At 53.5% G+C, this 21,767-nt stretch carries 21 protein-coding genes; 3 read left to right on the forward strand and 18 right to left on the reverse strand.

The window, feature by feature from the left end; translation table 11 throughout:
- Window positions 1–17 precede the first annotated feature (17 nt).
- On the reverse strand, window positions 18–497 hold the full coding sequence (locus LJN55_RS21475) for an Lrp/AsnC family transcriptional regulator (RefSeq protein WP_227535255.1): 480 nt from the start codon (window positions 495–497) through the stop codon (window positions 18–20).
- A 250-nt stretch (window positions 498–747) separates the two neighbouring features.
- Window positions 748–2,163, reverse strand: coding sequence for a replicative DNA helicase (dnaB, locus tag LJN55_RS21480; RefSeq protein WP_133846968.1), 1,416 nt, complete (start codon window positions 2,161–2,163; stop codon window positions 748–750).
- A gap of 101 nt (window positions 2,164–2,264) precedes the next feature.
- On the opposite strand from dnaB, the gene LJN55_RS21485 reads away from it, so the two are divergent.
- Window positions 2,265–3,245: a quinone oxidoreductase gene (locus LJN55_RS21485; protein WP_227535257.1), complete on the forward strand. Its 981-nt coding sequence runs from the start codon at window positions 2,265–2,267 to the stop codon at window positions 3,243–3,245.
- Window positions 3,246–3,483: 238 nt separating this feature from the next.
- On the opposite strand, the gene pspG is transcribed toward LJN55_RS21485, so the two are convergent.
- The 4 genes from pspG to LJN55_RS21505 form a co-directional block, all read right to left on the reverse strand.
- On the reverse strand, window positions 3,484–3,717 hold the full coding sequence (gene pspG / locus LJN55_RS21490) for an envelope stress response protein PspG (protein WP_227535259.1): 234 nt from the start codon (window positions 3,715–3,717) through the stop codon (window positions 3,484–3,486).
- A 157-nt stretch (window positions 3,718–3,874) separates the two neighbouring features.
- Window positions 3,875–4,870, reverse strand: a complete 996-nt coding sequence (dusA, locus tag LJN55_RS21495) for a tRNA dihydrouridine(20/20a) synthase DusA (protein WP_159336738.1) — start codon at window positions 4,868–4,870, stop codon at window positions 3,875–3,877.
- A 189-nt stretch (window positions 4,871–5,059) separates the two neighbouring features.
- Window positions 5,060–5,350 (reverse strand): hypothetical protein, encoded by a 291-nt coding sequence (locus LJN55_RS21500; RefSeq protein WP_227535261.1) that lies wholly within the window; start codon window positions 5,348–5,350, stop codon window positions 5,060–5,062.
- Between the two features lie 181 nt (window positions 5,351–5,531).
- Window positions 5,532–6,773 carry a conjugal transfer protein TraF gene (locus LJN55_RS21505; protein ID WP_133846963.1) on the reverse strand — a complete coding sequence of 414 codons (1,242 nt, stop codon included), beginning with the start codon at window positions 6,771–6,773 and terminating at the stop codon, window positions 5,532–5,534.
- 461 nt (window positions 6,774–7,234) lie between these two features.
- Between LJN55_RS21505 and zur the strand changes: the two genes are divergently transcribed.
- Window positions 7,235–7,744, forward strand: a complete 510-nt coding sequence (gene zur, locus LJN55_RS21510; protein WP_133846982.1) for a zinc uptake transcriptional repressor Zur — start codon at window positions 7,235–7,237, stop codon at window positions 7,742–7,744.
- An 86-nt stretch (window positions 7,745–7,830) separates the two neighbouring features.
- Here zur and LJN55_RS21515 read toward each other — a convergent pair whose 3' ends face one another.
- The 4 genes from LJN55_RS21515 to LJN55_RS21530 all read right to left on the reverse strand — a co-directional run bounded on the left by LJN55_RS21515 (window position 7,831) and on the right by LJN55_RS21530 (window position 10,744).
- Window positions 7,831–8,040 carry a CsbD family protein gene (locus tag LJN55_RS21515; protein ID WP_133846962.1) on the reverse strand — a complete coding sequence of 70 codons (210 nt, stop codon included), beginning with the start codon at window positions 8,038–8,040 and terminating at the stop codon, window positions 7,831–7,833.
- Window positions 8,041–8,255: 215 nt separating this feature from the next.
- A complete protein-coding gene (gene dinF / locus LJN55_RS21520; protein WP_133846961.1) occupies window positions 8,256–9,578 on the reverse strand; it encodes an MATE family efflux transporter DinF in 1,323 nt (440 codons plus the stop codon).
- Between the two features lie 82 nt (window positions 9,579–9,660).
- Window positions 9,661–10,269, reverse strand: coding sequence for a transcriptional repressor LexA (gene lexA, locus LJN55_RS21525; RefSeq protein WP_062748337.1), 609 nt, complete (start codon window positions 10,267–10,269; stop codon window positions 9,661–9,663).
- Window positions 10,270–10,375: 106 nt separating this feature from the next.
- Window positions 10,376–10,744 (reverse strand): diacylglycerol kinase, encoded by a 369-nt coding sequence (locus LJN55_RS21530; RefSeq protein ID WP_133846960.1) that lies wholly within the window; start codon window positions 10,742–10,744, stop codon window positions 10,376–10,378.
- Between the two features lie 127 nt (window positions 10,745–10,871).
- Here LJN55_RS21530 and plsB point away from each other — a divergent pair, with 127 nt between their 5' ends.
- Window positions 10,872–13,295: a glycerol-3-phosphate 1-O-acyltransferase PlsB gene (gene plsB / locus LJN55_RS21535; RefSeq protein WP_227536426.1), complete on the forward strand. Its 2,424-nt coding sequence runs from the start codon at window positions 10,872–10,874 to the stop codon at window positions 13,293–13,295.
- A gap of 48 nt (window positions 13,296–13,343) precedes the next feature.
- Here the strand turns inward: plsB and ubiA are convergent, their stop codons facing one another.
- The 8 genes from ubiA to pgi all read right to left on the reverse strand — a co-directional run bounded on the left by ubiA (window position 13,344) and on the right by pgi (window position 21,567).
- Entirely contained in the window at window positions 13,344–14,192 is an 849-nt protein-coding gene (gene ubiA / locus LJN55_RS21540) for a 4-hydroxybenzoate octaprenyltransferase (RefSeq protein WP_192933176.1), read from the reverse strand.
- Between the two features lie 19 nt (window positions 14,193–14,211).
- Window positions 14,212–14,739, reverse strand: coding sequence for a chorismate lyase (ubiC, locus tag LJN55_RS21545; RefSeq protein WP_159336736.1), 528 nt, complete (start codon window positions 14,737–14,739; stop codon window positions 14,212–14,214).
- A gap of 105 nt (window positions 14,740–14,844) precedes the next feature.
- Entirely contained in the window at window positions 14,845–15,261 is a 417-nt protein-coding gene (gene psiE / locus LJN55_RS21550; RefSeq protein WP_062748345.1) for a phosphate-starvation-inducible protein PsiE, read from the reverse strand.
- Window positions 15,262–15,435: 174 nt separating this feature from the next.
- Window positions 15,436–17,529: a YjbH domain-containing protein gene (locus LJN55_RS21555; protein WP_227535264.1), complete on the reverse strand. Its 2,094-nt coding sequence runs from the start codon at window positions 17,527–17,529 to the stop codon at window positions 15,436–15,438.
- Window positions 17,529–18,284: a capsule biosynthesis GfcC D2 domain-containing protein gene (locus LJN55_RS21560; RefSeq protein WP_159336735.1), complete on the reverse strand. Its 756-nt coding sequence runs from the start codon at window positions 18,282–18,284 to the stop codon at window positions 17,529–17,531. The genes LJN55_RS21555 and LJN55_RS21560 overlap by 1 nt, the downstream gene beginning before the upstream one ends.
- Entirely contained in the window at window positions 18,281–18,928 is a 648-nt protein-coding gene (locus LJN55_RS21565) for a YjbF family lipoprotein (RefSeq protein WP_133846955.1), read from the reverse strand. The genes LJN55_RS21560 and LJN55_RS21565 overlap by 4 nt, the downstream gene beginning before the upstream one ends.
- A 77-nt stretch (window positions 18,929–19,005) precedes the next feature.
- Window positions 19,006–19,275, reverse strand: a complete 270-nt coding sequence (gene yjbE, locus LJN55_RS21570) for an exopolysaccharide production protein YjbE (RefSeq protein ID WP_133846954.1) — start codon at window positions 19,273–19,275, stop codon at window positions 19,006–19,008.
- A 648-nt stretch (window positions 19,276–19,923) separates the two neighbouring features.
- The gene (pgi, locus tag LJN55_RS21575) at window positions 19,924–21,567 is read right to left on the reverse strand and encodes a glucose-6-phosphate isomerase (protein ID WP_227535265.1); all 1,644 of its coding nucleotides are present in this window, start codon (window positions 21,565–21,567) and stop codon (window positions 19,924–19,926) included.
- Window positions 21,568–21,767: the final 200 nt, after the last annotated feature.

Raw genomic sequence — 21,767 nt, forward strand, 5'->3', positions numbered from 1 at the left:
GCGCGATATGCACTGTTTTAGCGCAGCTGTATCTCACTCACCGACATCAGCCCATTCTCTTTCAGCCGGTTCAGGACCACTGACGTCTTCACATGCGAAACGCTTTGATGTCCTGCCACCAACTGGCTAATCAGCGCACTCAGCCCGGCGAGATCGGCCACCGCCACTTTTAGCAGATAATCAGCGTCACCCGTGGTTTTATAGGCATCCACGATAGCCGACTGCTCGGATACCATGCGGTGAAAACTCTCAACGTACTCTGTCGTATGGCTGATCAGCCGCACTTCAATCAGGCCGATCATCCCCAGGCCGACGGCATCCGGGGACAACCGCGCGTGATAGCCAAGGATCAATCCAGCCTGTTCCAGGTTAATACGGCGGCGTGAGCACTGTGAGGCGGACAGCTTCACAATATCGCTCAATTCCTGGTTAGTCAGGCGACCATTCGCTTCCAGTAAAGTCAGTATCTTAAGGTCAAAATCATCAATCTGGGTCATCGTTCATCCGTGCTGGTGTCTGGGTACTGCTGACAGACAGATAACCGCATTCATTGCGGTGTTGTCCAACACTATTTTGGATGACAGGCGTTGAAAGCGGGTCGGGCATGCCCGACCCCTACAAGCGTCGAAAGCGAGGGATAAATCGCAGGGGGTTGGGCAGGCAGGCCCACCAAGATCGGGGGGGATGTTGTATCGCGTCGGAAGCGAAGGATAAATCGTAGGGGCCAGGCATGCCTGGCCCAAAAGATTACTCATCGTCGTACTGCGGACCCGCATAGTTGTCGAAGCGCGACCACTGACCGTTAAAGGTCAGGCGCACAGTCCCGATGGGGCCGTTACGCTGCTTACCGATGATGATCTCAGCAATGCCTTTATGCTCGCTGTTTTCTTCATAAACCTCATCACGGTAGATAAACATGATCAAGTCGGCATCCTGCTCGATGGAGCCGGATTCACGCAGGTCGGAGTTAATCGGGCGTTTATTACTGCGCTGCTCCAGGGAGCGGTTAAGCTGCGACAGCGCCACAACCGGCACCTGTAACTCTTTCGCCAGCGCCTTAAGCGAACGTGAGATTTCAGCGATCTCCAGCGTACGGTTATCGGACAGTGCCGGTACGCGCATCAATTGCAGGTAGTCGATCATGATCAGACTTAAGCCGCCGTGCTCACGGAAAATACGGCGCGCACGCGAACGAACATCGGTCGGGGTCAGGCCGGAAGAATCATCAATGTACATGTTCTTCTTCTCCATCATGATCCCCATAGTGCTGGAGATCCGCGCCCAATCCTCATCATCAAGCTGACCGGTACGAATACGGGTCTGGTCAACGCGGGACATCGACGCCAGCATACGCATCATGATCTGTTCGCCGGGCATCTCCAGGCTGAAGATCAGCACTGGTTTATCCTGTTCCATCGCTGCGTTTTCACACAGGTTCATGGCAAAGGTGGTTTTACCCATCGACGGACGGGCCGCGACGATAATCAGGTCAGAACGCTGAAGCCCGGCGGTTTTCTTATTCAGATCGCCGTAGCCCGTATCCACCCCGGTCACCCCATTTTGCGGTGTCTGATAGAGGGCCTCGATACGCTCGATCGTTGATTCAAGGATCTGATCAACACTCTTCGGCCCTTCATCTTTATTGGCACGGCTTTCGGCGATCTGGAACACGCGGGTTTCCGCCAGATCGAGCAGATCTTCACTGGTGCGCCCCTGAGGGTCATAACCGGCATCCGCGATTTCGTTAGCAACGGAGATCATCTCACGCACAACGGCACGTTCACGGACGATATCCGCATAAGCGCCGATATTTGCTGCACTTGGCGTATTTTTTGATAATTCAGCGAGGTAGGCAAAACCGCCGACCATGCTCAGTTCACCTTTGGTTTCCATCGATTCAGAAAGGGTAATCAGATCGATCGGTTTACCCAGTTCCAGCAGGCGCTGCATCTCCGCGAAGATCATCCGGTGCGGGCGGCTAAAGAAGTCCTTTGCCACCACGCGCTCGGCAACGTTATCCCAGCGTTCGTTATCCAGCATTAAACCGCCCAACACCGACTGTTCAGCTTCCAGCGAGTGCGGGGGCAGCTTGAGACCTTCCATCTGGCGGTCACGCGGCTCGCGGTTTTCGAAGGATTTGTTGGTGGGTTTATTTCCTGCCATAGTGATGCGATACCAAAAATCTTGTGGGGGGACGCGCAAGTATACCCGTTTGCATGACTGACGTCCTCCCCCACATTACCGCGAAATCCACAGGAGTGAACATGGCGAAACGTATACAAATCAGCCAGCACGGCGCACCCGAAGTGATGCAGCTGGTGAGCTTTGATCCAGCCAATCCGGCCCCCGGTGAGGTGCAGGTTGAGAACAAAGCCATCGGCATCAATTACATCGATACCTATGTGCGCAGCGGCCTTTACCCTGCCCCACTTCCTGCCGGGCTGGGAACAGAAGCCGCCGGGATTGTCACTCGTGTTGGCGCTGGCGTCAGTGCCCTGAAACCAGGTGACCGCGTGGTTTATGCACAGTCGTCTCTGGGTGCCTACAGCGAAGTGCACAACGTGCCGGTCGATAAAGTGGCACCGCTGCCGGATGCTATCTCCTTTGAACAGGGCGCGGCATCCTTCCTTAAAGGCCTGACGGTGCATTATTTGCTGCGCCAGACCTATGTGGTGCAGCCGGATGAGGTGTTTCTGTTCCATGCCGCTGCTGGCGGTGTCGGGCTGATTGCCTGCCAGTGGGCTAAGGCGCTCGGGGCACATCTGATCGGCACGGTAGGCTCGGCGGAGAAAGCCGCGCTGGCGAAACGTGCGGGCGCCTGGGAAACCATTAACTATCGGGAAGAGGATATTGCCGCGCGCGTCAGCGAGCTGACCCATGGCAAAAAGCTGCGTGTGGTGTATGACTCGGTAGGGAAAGATACCTGGGAAGCCTCACTGGACTGCCTGCAGCGTCGTGGCCTGATGGTCAGCTTTGGCAACTCATCGGGCCCGGTGACGGGTGTGAATCTCGGTATCCTCAATCAGAAAGGATCACTGTATGTTACCCGACCATCACTCAATAGTTATGTCACCACGCGTGAAGCGCTACTTCAGGCCAGCAATGAGCTGTTCTCGCTGATCGCAAGCAATGCGATTAAGGTGGATGTGCCAGACACGCAGAAGTTTGCGCTGGCCGATGCAGAGCGGGCACATCAGATACTGGAAGGTCGTGGTACACAGGGATCGAGCTTATTAATACCGTGATTTCTGGCGTACTGCACAAATAATCAGGGCCTCCCGAAGGAGGCCCTTTTTTCTTTCTTTTTATAGTTCGCACTGAGTGTAGGGTCAGCGGCGATGAATACGTTTTGATTCAGTGAAACCATCCTGGCAGAATTCATAAGTAAAAAATATGTTTAATTGCGAAATGGTGCTTAGCAATTTTCTATGATGTGATCTAACCCGCATTAACAGGCCAAAGGCCTCAGGCAACTCATTGATATTATCGAGATAACCAGGGTTTATCCTTCACAGAGGGTTTCCGAAAAGCCCGATATAACCAGACTCCAATCACCGCCAGCAGTAACCATGGCAACAATTTAATAACAACAGCGAACAATCCGCCAACGACCATCACCACGGTAGCCACCAGCAGCGCCGCAATGATGCCCAATAACGAAATACCGGTCAGCAACAGCATCATAAAAAAGCCGATGACAAACAGGATCTCTAACATGTCGATGTGCTCCAGAATAAGGGACTCTGAAGAGACTATTACAAGAAGCGTGCCAGTACGGCGAGGATTTTAAGGTATTGATCTATAAGGAAGGGGCTCACCAGGGCCGTAACAACCCTGGTGAATTTCATCAAAGCTTAGTGAATATTTAACGATGTTATACGTTGGCAGGCACTTTATCCGCAACCAGTAGCAAGGCTTTTTCCACCACATCAACACCGGCACCCGCTTTATGGGCATTCTCACTCAGGTAACGACGCCACTGACGCGCACCAGGAATGCCCTGGAACAGTCCCAGCATATGGCGGGTCACGTGGCCAAGGTAAGTACCGTTCGCCAGCTCGCGCTCGATATACGGGTACATCGCACGCACCACTGCAACAGGATCAACCATCGGCACGGTGCTGCCGAAGATCATCTGGTCTACCTGCGCCAACAGTCCCGGGTTCTGATAGGCTTCGCGCCCCATCATCACCCCGTCCAGATGCTGTAAATGAGTGCGGGCTTCTTCCAGCGACTTGACGCCGCCGTTAAGCGATAGCGTAAGCTGCGGGAAATCACGCTTCAGCTGGTAAACGCGTTCATAGTCGAGCGGTGGAATTTCACGGTTCTCTTTCGGGCTGAGGCCAGAGAGCCAGGCTTTGCGGGCGTGAATAATAAATGTCTCGCATCCCCCCTGCTCTGCAACGCGCTGAATGAAATCACAGAGGAATTCGTAGCTGTCCTGATCGTCGATGCCAATTCGGGTTTTCACGGTAACCGGAATAGAGACCACATCGCGCATCGCTTTGATGCAATCCGCCACCAGTTGGGCCTCACCCATCAGGCAGGCACCGAAGCGGCCATTCTGCACACGGTCAGACGGGCAGCCCACATTGAGGTTGACCTCATTGTAGCCACGCTCTTCTGCCAGTTTTGCACACTGTGCCAGTGCTGCCGGATCGCTGCCGCCCAGTTGCAGCGCCACGGGCTGCTCTTCAGAACTCCAGGCCAGGTAATCGCCTTTGCCGTGGATAATCGCCCCGGTAGTCACCATTTCGGTGTACAGCAACGTCTGACGCGTCAACTGACGATGAAAGTAACGACAGTGGCGATCGGTCCAGTCGAGCATCGGGGCAATGGAAAAGCGATGTGCAGGGAAATTATCGGTCATGAAAAGCGTTAACTCTGTATCAGAAAGGGAGTGTCGATATTGTGCGCAATCATAGCACGGCGGGCCGCGAGGATACAGGATCAGGGAAAGGTGATTGCCAGCAGCCGTGAGGTGACTGCTGGGAAAAATCAGAAATAACGTTCCGCTTCAAAGCGCAGTGACTTGAATGAATTATTAAGTTATTCAATATCAGCTAAAGTCATAACGGTTTAAAATCTTTTCAACTGCAGGGTCATTTTCATATTTTATTTTTAATTTTTCTTTCTGCTCTTTCGCTTTACCGCAATAATTATCAACAGATTTTTCAATTTCCACCTGCCGTTCTTTAGGGAGGTTACTATCCCATTCTCCCGACATATGGATGCAGTTATCAGCATTATCGGTAAATGCTTTGATATCCCTGGATGGCGCAGTCGTGATGTTAGACGCACACCCACTGATTACCAGACACAACAAAACCATTCCATTCATTACCCGCATTGTTATCTTCCCTGTATTTTCCCCTATGAGTTTACTCAGTCTGCCAGTATTGGAGAAAACCATCCAGGGTATGTCTGTTCGATTGAGTGAGCAAAGATGAATATCAGGAAAAGTGCGAGGAAAAACCAGTAAGGGTGAGGACAACCCCTTAGGGTTGCCCTCCTAAAGACCATCCGGACTATCAGAAAGTGAAGTTCAACTGGGCAACGGCGCCCCAGGTATTGTCTTTCCCCACCATCCCGGCAAGGTCCAGATGTACTTTGTTAAACGGTGACAGGCCAAAACCGCCCGTGAAGACATCAGTGTCATTGGACTTCACATCAGCACGGTAACCGGCGCGCAGTTGCAGCCAGTCCAGTAAACGATACTCCGCACCCACGGCAGCATACTGGCTGTCCTGTTGCGTTTTAAAGCGCTTAGTCGGGGTCAGGTCCACATCCAGTGCCGTTGTCAGGCGCTCGGTATGGTATGCCACGCCGGAGGTGACCAGCGGACGGATTTGATAGGTATCCTTGTAGCCGCTGACCTCTTTGGTATCAATATCACGTGAGATCAGGTTCTGCGCGCTCAGGCCCAGCGTCCAGTTTTCACCGAGGTCGGTTGAGGCGCCCGCATCCAGGTTAAACCCGGTGTTGGTATTTTTATAATTGCCGTTGGTGAAGTCTGACTTGTCATAGCTGTATACCGAGGCGCTGTAGTTATACAGCGTGGTTTTTTGCAGCTTTGGCGTGATGCCCAGCGACACCGGCTGACCACCGAAATCGAACTCATGCGCGACGGCGATCCCCATATCGTAAACCACCGCTGCACGTCCCAGTCCGGCAGAAGTCAGGCTGTTCAGTCCCGCCGTCGTCGGAATGTTAGTGCCATCGGCAATACCTTGCAGATAATCGATGTCGCTTTGCGTGACATCGGTTACCACGGAAGCCGTACCGTAAGCTTTGGTGACAAACGCGAAAGGCAGAACCTCATTCGGAACCGTCACTGCAAATGCAGCACCGGCATTTGCCCATGCCTTCTGCCCTTTGATCTCGCGCAGACGATCGGCTAGATCACCGGCAGCCGACTGGGCGCGGGGGATATCCGTGGGGAAGACGAAGTTATTCGCCAGGTCTTTGTAACTGTCGACAGCATTGGTCAGGTCATCCACCTTATCGACCAGTTTTCCTTTGTCGCTGATCTGCGCACCGACGGCTGGCAGGATAATACTGACGCTGTCTTCCGGTTTTGCTTTGGTCATCAGCGCCGGGTTCGCCAGCACCGCCGAACCGTAGCTGGAAGAGGCAACCCCCACCCCGCCCATCGCATCATTGCGGGCATCGAAATAGTTACCGGCGGCAAGCGCACTCAGCGGAGTAAACAACAGAGCGGGTAATACCACTGGTGCGGAAAAACCGATTAATTTATTGAATTTATTTGCCATTGACCCCAAACCCACCATAAAAAAATGAAAAAGCGAATGCGCAAAGACACGCATAACCGAATGCCTGAATAATGAACATAAAGGCACCATTTCATTGCTGTGAATTGAGAGAAGATGAGTGGGCTTATCAGGTCATTGCCATTTTATTAATCTGTTATCACGCTAACAGTTGAACGTTTTGCATCTGTTTATTTCAGTACCAAACGCACACAGCCCTTTGCAAAAGGTAGTCATGAACCTTAAGCCCTGCAAATCAGATTAACGATACTGCATTAAAAAATAATGGCCCTGGTGCACTCAAAACAATGATTAAATTTTTTTTACCTTCTGCACTTATCAGCAATACCAGTAAAGGGTTGAGTCTGTGCACGTGACAGAGGGCCGCCTGAAGGTGAACTCGGCGTTTTGTTGCAGACGTGATAAAATAACATCCTGATATGGCCTGAGGGGGAACAATGAATATGACCAGTGCTGAAAAAATCCTGTCGCAGGCGGAAGTTATCTGTCAGCAACGCAGCGTGCGACTCACGCCGCAGCGTCTTGAAGTTCTGCGTTTGATGAGTGAGCAGAATGGGGCCATCAGCGCCTACGATCTGCTGGACTTACTGCGTGCCTCTGAACCTCAGGCAAAGCCTCCTACCATCTACCGTGCGCTGGACTTCCTGCTGGAGCAGGGCTTTATCCATCGCGTGGAGTCCACCAACAGCTATGTGGTTTGTCATCACTTTGAAGAACCGTCACACACCTCAGCCATGCTGATTTGTGACCGCTGCGGTTCAGTGGCCGAGCAGCATGCTAATGGCGTGGAAGATATTTTGAAATCGCTGGCCCTGAAGTCCGGTTTTACCCTGGGACATAGCGTGATTGAGGCGCATGGTTTCTGTGAAAAATGCGGGGAGATTGAAGCCTGCACACATCAGGATGCGTGCCAGCACGATCATAGTGTGCAGAGTAAAAAACGCGGGCGTTAGTCAAATTTTGTGAGGGAGGAGAAAGAGGTGAGTGGCACTGTCCTTGTGCCTGGGTAGGAGCATCGTCCTGAAAGGGTCCGCTGTTTTTACCAGCGGTGGTTGTTACGGGTTTCCCAATCACTCAGCTCTTTTTCGGCCTGATCTTTCTGATAGCCGTAGCGTTCCTGAATTTTACCCACCAACTGATCGCGTTTACCTTCAACGACCGTCAAGTCATCATCGGTCAGCTTACCCCATTGTTCTTTCACTTTACCTTTAAACTGTTTCCAGTTACCGCCGGCTTCGTCTTTATTCATAATGTGATTCCTCTACCTTGGGTTAAAACAGCTTTAATGCCTCAAAAACCAACTGTTAAACCAGACAATCATCTGGTTATTTGCCTGAGACAAAGATAATTGTAGTAGAGAAACCACGCACTGGCCGTTAACCCGCTGGCAAAAGCGGTAGAAATCACTAAAAACACCTAGAATTCAGTGAACTAGCGAAGCGGCGCGTTACGTAACCAAATGTGTCACTGCGCGAACCAGGTTCCCTTACGCCAGTGACGACGCCAGATGACCCACAGGGAGACACCGCGCAGCAGCAGGAACAACGTGACTGCCAGCCACAGACCATGATTACCCAGCCACGGCACGCTAAACAGCGCCAAACCAAAGCCCAGTGCTGCGACGGCCATACTGTTGCGCATCTCACTGGCGCGGGTGGCACCGATAAACATCCCATCCAGCAAATAACAGCCCACACCCGCTAATGGCATCAGCACCTGCCACCATAAATACCGATCGGCAAGCTGGCGAAGCGGTTCCAGAGACGTCAGCAGCGCGATAATTTGCTCACCAAACAGGGCATAAAATAGAGAAAACCCTGCTGCGACTAGTAACGACTGCCGACAGGCAGCATGCCAGACGCTGAGTAACTGCTTACTGTCGCGCGCGCCATAGGCTTCTCCAGAACAGGCCTCAACCGCATAGGCGAAGCCATCCAGTGCATAGGCGGTAAAGGTGAGGAACATCAGCAATACCGCGTTGACCGCCACCACATCATTCCCCAGACGGGCACCAAAGATAGTCAGCGACGCAAAGCAGATTTGCAACAACAGAGAACGCAGCATGATGTCGCGATTTAAGCGCAGCAGGCGCCCCACATCACCGCGCCAGGCACTCAGCATCAACCTTACTGACAGACCACGCAGTTTCATCACCCGCCATACCAGCAGCAGACCAACAATAAAACTGACATATTCAGCTATTGCGGTAGCCGCTGCCGCGCCCTGTACACCCCACTTCAGGCCAATAACAAACCACAGATCCAGCAGGATATTGACCAGATTACCCACCACCAGCAGGATCACAGGGGCACGCGCATACTGCACCCCAAGGAGCCAGCCAAGCAGCACGAGATTGGCCAACGTTGCGGGAGCACTGAGCCAGCGCACCTGCATAAACAGTGCCGCCTGGTGCAGAACGTCTTCGCTGCCACCGGTCAGGCCCAGAGCAAAGTGAGTGATGGGTGTTTTTAGCAGGATAAACAGCAGGCCGGCCAGCAGAGCGAGCAGCAGCGGCTGCATCAATGCACGTGCCAGTGCGGATTTATCACTGGCTCCAAATGCCTGGGCAGTCAGCCCGGTGGTGCTCATGCGTAGAAACAGTAGCAGCATAAACAGGAAGCTGGTTACGGTCGTGCCGATCGCCACCCCACCAAGATACGTCGGGCTATCAAGATGGCCGATCACGGCGGTATCGACCAGACCAAGCAGTGGCACGGTAATATTAGAAAGGATCATCGGCAGCGCCAGCCGCCAGAGGCTTTTATCCGCAGAGGTGAGCAGTTTCATCAGAACCCATCAGAGCTAAAGCGATTACAGATGATAATACGCGCCACAGAAGCAGCGCGCAGGATTTAGCGGGGAGTAACGATTACAGCCAGTTGCCGTTGCGAATAACGCCGACAGCAAGACCTTCAATAGTCAGCGTTTGCTGACGCAGGTCGACAATGATAGGTTTGAAGTCCGGGTTTTCTGGTAAAAGTTGCACCGTATTACCCTGCCTTTTCAGGCGTTTCACTGTCACTTCGTCATCAATGCGCGCAACCACAACCTGCCCATTACGCACATCTTCAGTTTTATGTACCGCTAACAGATCGCCGTCCATAATACCGATGTCTTTCATCGACATCCCACTGACGCGCAACAGAAAATCAGCGCCAGGCTTGAACAGGTCAGGGTCAACTTTGTAGTGCCCTTCAATGTGCTGCTCTGCCAACAGTGGCTCACCGGCGGCAACCCGGCCAATCAGTGGAAGACCGTCTTCTTCTTCCATCATCAGGCGAATACCGCGGGAAGCACCAGAAACGATCTCAATCACGCCTTTACGGGCTAAGGCCTTCAGGTGTTCTTCAGCCGCATTCGGGGAACGGAAACCAAGTTGCGCAGCGATCTCTGCGCGCGTCGGCGGCATACCAGTTTGATTAATGTGGTCGCGAATCAGGTCATAAACCTGCTGCTGCCTCGCCGTTAGTGCTTTCATTCCGCCCCCTGGTTGTTTATACAGTCGACTGTGAGTATATACAGGTATTTAGACATTGAAAACCTAAAGTTGGGCGAAATGCAGTTTGTGGCGATTTTTGGAAAACTCATCGCAAATGTGGCACTAACAGCATGATCCAAACAAAAATTGCCAGCAAGATAGTCAACAGCACGGCCGCAGAACCCATATCTTTGGCCCGGCCTGCAAGGGGGTGTATTTCACTGCCGATACGGTCGACGACCGCTTCGATGGCACTGTTGAGTATTTCGACAATGATGACCAGCATGACCGAGCCAATCAGCAGCACACGGGTAATGGCATCTACGTCCAGCCAGCAGGCAATGATAATCGCAATGATCGCCGCGACGGCTTCCTGACGAAAAGCGGCTTCATGCTGCCACGCGCTGCGGATGCCTTTCCACGAATACCCGGCTGCTTTTATGATTCGCGTCAGTCCGGTGACATTATTTGCCATAATCAGGGAACCCTTTGAGAAGTTTAACGTCAATGAGTGGAACTACAGGTTTTTTAACACCACAGATTCTGTTGGCGCTTTCTGGTATGCTTGCGGCGCTTTGCTAACAAGAGGCTTCATGTTGTCTATGTCAGGTTGGCGTAAATTATATTATAACTTATTGAATCTTCCAGTAAAACTACTGGTAAAAAGTAAAGCAATTCCGGCTGAGCCGGTTGCCGAACTCGGGCTTGATACGTCGCGCCCTATTATGTATGTGCTGCCTTATGATTCAAAGGCCGATCTCCTTGCACTGCGTGAGCAGTGTCGCAAACAAGACCTGCCCGATCCTCTGGAACTTCTGGAGATCGACGGTACGGTATTGCCACGCCATGTGTTTATTCATGATGGCCCGCGCTTGTTCCCGTACTTTGTTCCGAATCTTGAGTCGGTCAAGCTGTTCCACGATTATCTCGATCTGCACCGCAATCATCCCGATCTGGATGTGCAAATGGTGCCGGTATCAGTGATGTTTGGTCGTGCGCCGGGCCGTGAGGTACAGGGTGACGAACAGCCGCATCTGCGCATGTTGAATGGTATCCAGAAATTCTTTGCCGTCATCTGGCTGGGACGTGACAGTTTTGTGCGCTTCTCACCGATGGTATCGCTGCGCCATATGGCCACCGAGCACGGTACAGATAAAATCATCGCGCAGAAGCTGGCCCGTGTGGCGCGTATGCACTTTGCCCGCCAGCGTTTAGCGGCTGTGGGGCCGCGTCTGCCTGTGCGCCAGGACTTGTTCAACAAGCTGTTGCAGTCTAAAGCGATCGCTAAAGCGGTTGAAGACGAAGCACGCAGCAAAAAAATCTCCCATGAAAAAGCCCAGCAGAATGCCGTTGAGCTGATGGAAGAGATCGCAGCTGACTTCTCTTACGAAGCGATTCGTCTGACCGACCGTATCATGGGTTGGACCTGGAGCAAGCTGTATCAGGGGATTAACGTTAACGGCGGTGAGCGCGTGCGCCAGCTGGCACAGGACGGACATGAAATTGTCTACGTGCCCTGCCATCGCAGCCATATGGACTACCTGCTGCTCTCCTATGTGCTGTATCACCAGGGTCTGGTGCCGCCGCATATTGCAGCCGGGATCAACCTGAACTTCTGGCCAGCGGGCCCGATTTTCCGTCGCCTGGGCGCTTTCTTTATTCGTCGTACCTTCAAGGGCAATAAGCTCTACTCCACGGTGTTCCGTGAATACCTTGGTGAGCTGTTCACCCGTGGCTATTCCGTCGAATACTTCGTGGAAGGCGGCCGTTCACGTACAGGCCGCCTGCTGGATCCGAAAACCGGCACCCTGTCGATGACGATTCAGGCGATGCTGCGTGGAGGTAACCGCCCTATTACGCTGGTACCGATTTACATCGGTTACGAACACGTGATGGAAGTGGGAACTTACGCCAAAGAGCTGCGCGGTGCGACCAAAGAGAAAGAAGGCTTTATGTCGATGGTGCGCGGGCTGCGTAAGCTGCGTAATCTCGGTCAGGGCTATGTGAACTTTGGTGAGCCGCTGCCGCTGGTCGCGTATCTGAATCAGCAGGTACCAGAGTGGCGTGAGGCTATCGATCCTATTGAAGCCCAGCGTCCAGCCTGGTTAACCCCGGCCGTGAACGACATCGCGCAGAAAGTCATGGTGCGGATTAACAATGCAGGGGCAGCCAATGCCATGAACCTGTGTGTGACTGCGCTGCTGGCATCACGCCAGCGTTCGATGACCCGCGAGCAGCTGACCGAACAGCTCGACTGTTATGTGCAACTGCTGCGCAATGTGCCGTACTCGCCTGATTCCACCGTGCCGGATATGACGCCAGAGGCACTGCTGGAACATGCGCTGAGCATGAACAAATTCGAGCTGGAGCAGGATAGCATCGGCGAGATCGTGGTACTGCCGCGTGAGCAGGCCGTGCTGATGACCTACTATCGCAACAACATTCATCACATGCTGGTGATGCCGTCGCTGATTGCCGCCATTCTGATGCAGCACCGTGAAATCACCCGCGCCGAGCTTCTGCGCCAGGTCACGGTGATCTACCCAATGCTGAAGAGTGAGCTTTTCCTGCGCTGGAGCACCGATGAACTGGGCCAGGTACTCGACTCACTGGTGGCTGAAATGGCCCGTCAGGGGCTGTTGATTGCTGAAGAGAGTAGTCTGCGTCTGAGTGCCGGTCGTTTCCGCACCCTGCAACTGCTGGCTGCCGGCGTGCGCGAAACCCTGCAACGTTACTCGATTACCTTCTCTATCCTCAGCGCGAAACCCGCAATTAACCGTGGCACGCTGGAAAAAGAGAGCCGTACCATGGCACAGCGTCTGTCCGTGCTGCATGGTATTAACGCGCCGGAGTTCTTCGACAAAGCGGTGTTTACATCGCTGGTGTTAACGCTGCGTGATGAAGGCTATATCAGCGATTCCGGTGATGCTCAGGTTGAGCAGACACAGCAGGTTTATCAACTGCTGGCAGAGCTGATAACTCAGGATGTGAGAATGACCATTGAGAGTGCCGTAGAGCACGATTGATGTCAGTGTGGTGGGCCGATCGAAACAGATGATCGGCCCCTACGCGTTTTATCCGATCCCCAGTACCACGCCAACGAACAGCACCAACCCTACCCAGTTATTATTCAGGAAGGCCTGGAAACAGCGATCGCGCTGACGTCCGGCAATCAGCTTCTGCTGATGGACAAAAAACACACCCGCCACCAGCACCGCCCAATAGAATACGCCGCTGAGATGCAGTTGCCAGCCCACCAGCGTCATCAGGCCAAGCGTTGCCAGCTGTAACAGCCCCACAATCAGCTTATCGAAACGTCCAAACAGAATGGCGGTGGATTTCACGCCGATTTTCAAATCATCATCACGATCAACCATCGCATAAAGCGTGTCGTACGCCACCGTCCAGCAAATATTCGCCAGGAACAGCAGCCAGCAGGTTAAGGGGACCGTTTCACTTACCGCCGCCCAGCCCATCGGAATAGCCCAGCCAAACGCCGCCCCGAGCACCACCTGCGGCAGATGCGTGTAACGTTTCATAAACGGATAGAGCCAGGCCAACCCCAACCCACCAAGCGACAGCCAGATGGTCATGTTATTCATGGTCAGCACCAGCCCAAAGGAAACCAGTACCAGCCCGGCGAACAGCAGTTTTGCCTCTAGCGTGGTCACCGCACCGCTGGGGAGCGGGCGCTCCCGGGTACGCTTCACAAAACCATCGATTTTGCGGTCAGCAAAATCATTGACCACACAACCTGCTGCACGCATAAAAAATACGCCCAGCACAAAGACCAGCAGCACGTTGAGCGGCGGGATGCTCATGCCAGCCAGCCAGAGCGCCCAAAGCGTTGGCCACAGCAGCAGCAACGAACCAATCGGTTTATCAATACGCATCAGACGGCTATAGGCCGAAAGCTTACTCATTTGCAGACTTCTCTCCACGCTACTGTCCCCCTTCTGCCGCCACGCTGGCATAGAGCGGGGAAGCGGGTAAAAACAGTTCGGTCAATAATAGCGGCTTGCCCGATAAACGCAGGCGTGAACGCCGCCCCCACAGTTCAGCACTGTGGCCGACATCAATAAAATCACGCGTTAAGGTAGACGTGGCAAACAGGTAACGACCCAGAGGGACGGTGCCCAGCTGTTGCAGCTTCTGCTCCGGGCCGTTCAGGGTCGACTCCGGGACCAGCGTGCGCGCCACCAGCCAGGGAACCCCGTCACCGCACAGTTCGATTTCCCGCAACCAGTAACGTGGTTCTGTTGGCAGCAGGGCGATATCCTCTGCTGCGTCCTGGGCACTGACAAATCCTTCACGCAGCAGGTTAACCGTCACCTGTTGGCAGTGACGCTCAAAACGACGGGTCATGGAATCGACTTCCAGCAGCCAGTCCAGCAGGGGGGCGGTTAACAGGGGTGATGAATCTGGTAGCCAGTTGATCGCGCGCAATAGCGACAGCGCGTTCTCAGCCATAACACTTCTCCGCAAAATCTTCGATGCGTCAGTGTAACGCAGACCCTGGCGGCAAACCTATCAAAGCTCGGCAAAAAGCCACGATTTTGTGGCTGGTTTGGCGAGTTATTCCCGCTTCAGGCGGTTGCTGTTCGCCAGCCAAAGGGTGATAACCAGGATGAGAATGGCAATGGCGTAGGCCAGGGTATCGAACGGGTTTTTATGGTCGACGATAATCAGACGAATGATCGCCGTGATCCCGATGTAGACAAAGTAGCGCAGCGGGAAGTGATAGCCTGACTGAAAATACTTAATGATCAGTGCGATAAACTCAAAATAGAGGAAGTAGATCACGATACCTTCGATCAGCAGATAAGACGATGTCTGCTCTCCGGTATTCAGCAGCACGTTACCAAGATGGATGGTCTCTTTACCAAGAAAGATGATCAGAATACAGGCCAGCACGATCAGGCCTGTGTTTAATACCATTTGCAGGGCAAAGGCCAGCCGGGTGGCGGGCGTGTTACGTTCCTGGGACGTCATGGTGTGCCTCAAAGTCATTGTTATCCGTCGTGAATGCCGACGGATAACAATATGCTTGAGCGTGATGCAGATCACAACATTTCGATGATGGATAACGCATGCATTGTACTGGCTGCGGGCCGGGCGTGCCCGACCCGTACATTTCGTAGGGGCCAGGCATGCCTGGCCCGGCGGTTAACGGTAATTGCGGTCGCGATCGGTTGTCATATCGTACAGCTGGTATTTACGGCCCAGCATCTGGCCGCCATCACGCGTCAGCGGCGTCCAGTTGACCTGCGCACGACCACGGGTTGGTGAAACGCTAAAGACATCCATCGGTACGGAGATGTAGAAGCCTTTGGTGAAATCGCCTTCGCCATACTCTTCTGCTGAGACGTTGGTTTTCGTGGCGTAAGCGCCCACGATAATCCCGCTGTCAAAGCGTTTCGAAACGTCAACGGTAACCCCTTTGTCTTCAGCCAGATATTGCCCGACGCTGGCTTTCACCAGAACATTACGCATGAACCACGGCTGCCAGTATCCGGTAATATTGCCCACCTTCGCCGAATAGTCGTTGAACTTCATCATATTGTCCCAGTCACGCTGTTTGACGTAGTTCGCATCCACGCCAATCGCCCAGCTGGAATCCAGTGGGCGGTACAATACTTCGCCCCCCGCTCCGCCGTACATGGTTTCCAGATACCCGCCATACACCTGACCATAGAAGCCGTTGCCGAGTTCACGCATGTAGTTGGCCTGCAGGTTATTCACGTAAACGTTATTTTCAACGTAGTCGCGAATATGGGTACGTACGCGGGGAAGCGTGGAGTCTGCCGGTGCGCCGTTGTAGTTGAACTTGTCATAATTATTGGCAAGGTTGCCGAACAGGCTGCCATCGACCAGCAAATGATCCGTCAGCCAGAAGCTGGCATTCGCCATCACGCCCAGCTGATACAGGTAGAAGCTTTCCGGGCCACCGACTGACTGATTGAGCACGGGCGACAAACTGTAGTTCAGGCGATCGCCATCGATAAAGAAGCCCTGTTCGGTGCGCCCCGGGTCAACCGGATTGACACGTTGCTGCTGTAGCGTCTCTTCACGCCCCAGCGGGTATCCCGCCAGCTGACGTTGCAGACTTGCCACATTAGTCTCCGTCGTCACCTGCGGCATATGGCTGCGCGTCTGCATCACCTTCAGGGTATCAATCCCCTCTGGCAGGTGGTTCACCATGATGATGTTGGCGCGATCAACGCCGCGGGTGGTATCGCGATATTTCGCCTGCTCACCGCTCACGTATAGCGTGCTGCCTTCTACCTGAATACTTGGTGCATTCAGCCCGGCGTTGTATTTCAGATCGGTCAACTGATTGGCCGTCACCGTTGGATCGAGGAAGCGCTCCTGCGGCTGCGGGTTATATTCCGGTTTCGGCGTATCACGCTGGGTCTGATGCAGATCGTTGAAGTTAGTGCGCAGGGTGAAGCCTGCCATAAAGGTGTTGCCACGCTCGTAGCTGACGTTCACATCTGCCCAGTCTGTAATGCGATAGATCGCCCCGACGTTAAACTTGCTCTTCTGCTCGAGACGACCGGCGAAATCATCCTGATAGTCGTTACCTTCGTACTCCATTTTCAGGCGCAGCGGCTGCCACGGCGTCTGATATTCAATCCCGCCGAAGATAGCGGTCGGCCCTTTGAACATATCGCTACCGCTGACGGAACCGGCGGTGCCGCTACCCTCGGTGCGGTAGCAATATTTTTCACTGGCGGAGCAGAACGGATTTTTCACCGTGCCGCTGTTACCGATATAGCCCCAGCCCATACCGAGGGTGAAATCAAATGGCCCCCAGGCTTTGGTGGCAACCAGATATTCACTGTCAAACAGGCCCGTACCGCCGAGATCACGTGTCCCCACGGAGACTTCCGGTAGCCAGAAGCCCTCTTCCCACAGGCGCAGTTTGAGGTCGAAGGCTTTGTCTTTGTAGGTTTGATCTCCCGAGAAGCTCGACACCGCACTGTACTCACGCGTTTTCACATCGGTGTAGCGGATGGTCGCTTCCAGCCACGGGAACAGCTGCACCGAGGAGGAGTAGAAGTGATACTGATCGTTATAACGATAGTTAAGGCTGAACTCGCCCTCTTTGGCCATACGCGCAGTCGGTACCTGCATCAGGCCGACGCCACCGAAGTCAGACTGTGACGGGCCAATCGGGTCCGGATAACCGGCAGCCTGAACCTGACAGGCACAGGCGACAGAGAGTGACAGCAGGCTGAGAAGATAACGTTTTTTCATCAGTCAGGGATCCGGTGCGTCAGAACAGAAACGATCTGCTGGTTAAGATCGGCATAGGCGCTCGGCAGCGTCCAGGAAGAGAAGCCCACAAACAGGATGCTGCCCGGCTGCGGCTCATAGTGACGACGGTTCCAGTACGCCACCGGCACTTCTGTCACCTCGCCTGCCGGAGAGATCACCTGCGCGTTGTTGCGTTCACCGCCTTCCCTTCGCGGGTGCGCATCAAGATACTCAACCACAGATCGTCCTGCTGCCCACGGTGTTTTTCCAGCATTTTCCACCACGCCAGCCAGCGTAATGGAAGTGGGTTCTGCCAGGGTATAGAGGCTGTATTCCCCTTCCAGCGTGCGGTTAGCCTGCGGTCGTAAACGCACCCAGTCCGGGTCCAGATTCACGATCTGACGCCCTGTGACTTTCATTCCGGCAATCTGCTGACGGACGTTTTCCACCACGGCGGCCTGTTCACCGTCACCGTCACTTTTGAGTTCATCGCGCCATGCCTGCAAGCGTGTCAGCAGCTGCTGTTGCTGCTGTACCGCCACGGCCGTCGCCAGTTTTTCGCCGATCACCGTTCCCGGCCACCAGGTTTTCTGCGTCAGTGCCGGGTTGGTCACCAGTTGCGCCAGATTGGCCGCTCCGCTGATCACTACCGGTTGTGTCTGTCCAGGGTAAAAGACATTGACCCGACCATCGGCCTGGGCGTGCAGCGACAGTGATGCCACTATCCCTGCGAGAATAAGGGTTATTTTTTTCATGATTTCGCAGGCTTCAGGATGGTGGATTCAACAGGGATATAGTCTGCCCCCAGCATTTGCAGTGACTGGCGCACCTGCCCGGTGGAGATATCCACCCAGAAGGTATTACGCCAGGATTCGCCACTTTCCGCTATCGACACCTCTTCCTGCCAGACGCGGCATGCCACCGACTGACCCGCCAGTTGCAGTACTTCATCCTTCTGGCGCGAGAAGTGGGAAACCGCCGTGCCCGCCTCCGGCTTGCCGCCCTCGGTCCAGCGCAGGGTGCGGGTCCAGCTCGCGCCATCGGTGAGATGCAGGGCATCTCGCAGCGGATCGTTATCCAGGTTACTGACACCGTTGAGGTTATCTGCCAGGCCGAGCGTTTTCACCAGACGACCATGCTGAGTGACCACCATGGCTTTATCGCGGGTGATCCACTTTTGCTGACCATTTTCGTTGAAGCCCAGTACCACAAAGATTTGCTGGCCGCCGTTGACGCGCAGATACATGCTGGCGTAAGGCATCGTGTCGATTTGTTCGTTAGTCATCTGGATGTCGTCGACGCCAAGAAAAGCCAGCTTGACGGTTTCACCCAATCCTTTTTGCGTTTGTGTACAGGCCTGAAGCAGCAGGCAGAGCAGCAGAAGTGGTAGGTTTCGCAACTGTGTGTGTCCCTGAGCAAAGTAGAACAAGGCTGAAAATAACCACACAAATGTGTGGTTATGATTAATTTTTGAACTTAGCGGGTTGTACTTGTGGTGGTGGTGGTCGTTGTTCCGGTATTAGAACCATTTCCACCGCTGCTTGCTGCCAGCACCACGCCAGCCAGTGCGCCAACAGCGCCAATACCAACAGCGGTGGTGACACCGGTTGACATCGCACCTGCTTCAGCACCAGCAGCCGCACCCGTTTCAACCTCTGGCGCACCAGTGGCTTCAACGGCGGCAAACGCGCCTGTTGCACTCGCTAAGTACACTATGGCTGCAGTAGCCCATATGACTTTTTTCATCACACTTTCCCTTCATTAAATGAATGGATGCCCGGGCCTGGATGGCACCTGGCGACTCCAGTATGGGGAATTAATTTCCAGAAAGCAGCGCATCGGGCGAGGTGTCGAAGCAAGAGATACAGCGATGATAAAAGACTGAAAATGTGGTGTATTAAGATATTTTTGCCTGCCATAGACATTTAAACAGCGGTTAATACCAACACTCACTTTATTATCGATATGAAAAGTTGAAAAAGGCATACAGCGAGGAGAATAATGACGTAGCGGTAGTAATTGACGAAATATCGACAGAAAAACGATAAAAATCAATTAAATAACAAATTAGTTCTTAACATTTATTAGGTTTTAACGAGCGTTTATTTAAGAATTATCTGTCTCAAATTGGTACGGTTTACGTGATTTTTAGGATTATGCCCACCCTCCTTACGGCCACTTTATTCATCTTTGGGGTGAAAAATAGCCGTGTAATCAGAGTGCCTACAGGCTGCCAACGCCTGTACGCGGCTGTTAAGAGAAAGGGCGCGCTGTCAACCAGGTCCAGTCATTTCCAGAAAATAAAAAACCCCCAGAAACTGGGGGCCGCATAGAGCATCGCAGGGGTCAGAAACGCCTGCCCTGGGCGAGGCGTGCCTCGCCCAGGCGGGTAGATTAACGCCAGGATTTATAGCGATTAATCAGACCATTCGTCGAGCTGTCATGACTGCTGAGCGGTTCGCCACTCGCCAGTTCTGGCAGGATGCGGTTAGCCAGCTGTTTGCCCAGCTCCACGCCCCACTGATCGAAGGTGAAGATGTTGAGGATCACGCCCTGGGTGAAGATTTTGTGCTCATACAGTGCAATCAGCGCACCGAGGCTGTACGGGGTGATATCACGCAGCAGGATGGAGTTGGTTGGACGGTTGCCTTCAAACACTTTGTACGGCACCACGTGCTCAACGGCTTTCGCGTCCAGGCCGGCATCCGCGAACTCTTTTTCCACAACATCACGTGCTTTACCAAACGCCAGAGCTTCCGTCTGAGCAAAGAAGTTAGACAGCAGCTTACTGTGGTGATCGCCCAGTTTGTTATGCGATACCGCTGGCGCGATAAAGTCGCATGGCACCAGCTTGGTACCCTGGTGGATCAACTGGTAGAACGCGTGCTGACCATTGGTGCCTGGCTCGCCCCAGATAATCGGGCCAGTCTGGTAAGAGACCGGGTTACCGGCACGGTCCACATATTTGCCGTTAGACTCCATGTTGCCCTGCTGGAAGTAAGCAGCAAAGCGATGCATATACTGATCGTAAGGCAGGATCGCTTCGGTTTCTGCGCCGAAGAAGTTGTTGTACCAGATGCCGATCAGCGCCAGCAGAACCGGCAGGTTTTTCTCTTCCGGGGTATCCGCAAAATGGCGATCCATGGCGTGGGCACCGTCCAGCAGCTTTTCGAAGTTGTCGAAACCGATAGAGAGGATGATCGACAAACCAATCGCTGACCACAGAGAATAACGACCCCCTACCCAATCCCAGAACTCGAACATGTTAGCGGTGTCGATACCGAACTCTGCCACCGCTTTACCGTTGGTCGACAGCGCGGCAAAGTGCTTCGCCACATCCTCCTGATGACCCGAGGTCAGGAACCAGTCACGCGCGCTGTGGGCGTTGGTCATGGTTTCCTGCGTGGTGAAGGTTTTTGACGCCACCAGGAACAGGGTGGTTTCCGGGCTCAGTGTTTTCAGCGTTTCAGCAATATGGGTGCCATCAACGTTAGAAACGAAGTGCATATTCAGATGATTTTTATACGGACGCAGCGCTTCGGTGACCATAAACGGCCCAAGATCCGAACCGCCGATACCGATGTTCACCACGTCAGTGATCGGTTTCCCGGTAAAGCCTTTCCACTCACCGCCGATGATGCGCTCAGAGAAACCTTTCATCTTCTCCAGCACTGCGTTCACTTCCGGCATCACATCTTTACCGTCGACGACGATTGGCGTGTTGCTACGGTTACGCAGCGCCACGTGCAGTACGGCACGATCTTCAGTACGGTTGATTTTCTCACCGGAGAACATGGATTTGATCGCGCCCTGCAGATCGGTCTCTTTAGCCAGCGCCTGCAGTTTTTCCAGGGTTTCGCTGGTGATGCGGTTTTTGGAGAAATCCACCAGCATCTGATCGTCGAACGTGGCAGAGAAGGCAGCAAACCGGTTGGCATCTTTGGCGAACAGGTCAGCAATTTGCACATCTTTCATTTGTTCAAAATGCTGAAGCAGCGCCTGCCAGGCAGCGGTTTGTGTCGGATTGATATTTTTCATAGCAACACACTCTTTTTATTTAAGAACTGTCATTCAGACCGGACGATATATTACCTGTTACGGGCGTTCGGCTCCCCTCTTCCTGCAACAGGTTACAGCTATCATCCCGCCACGATTTTGTCTCCGCCAGTGCGAATGATTCGCATGGAGGGTTTCAGTATGACTATTCATACCCTTTTACGAGAAAAAATTATAGCCCG

This window comes from Erwinia rhapontici (assembly GCF_020683125.1).
Taxonomy (GTDB): domain Bacteria; phylum Pseudomonadota; class Gammaproteobacteria; order Enterobacterales; family Enterobacteriaceae; genus Erwinia; species Erwinia rhapontici.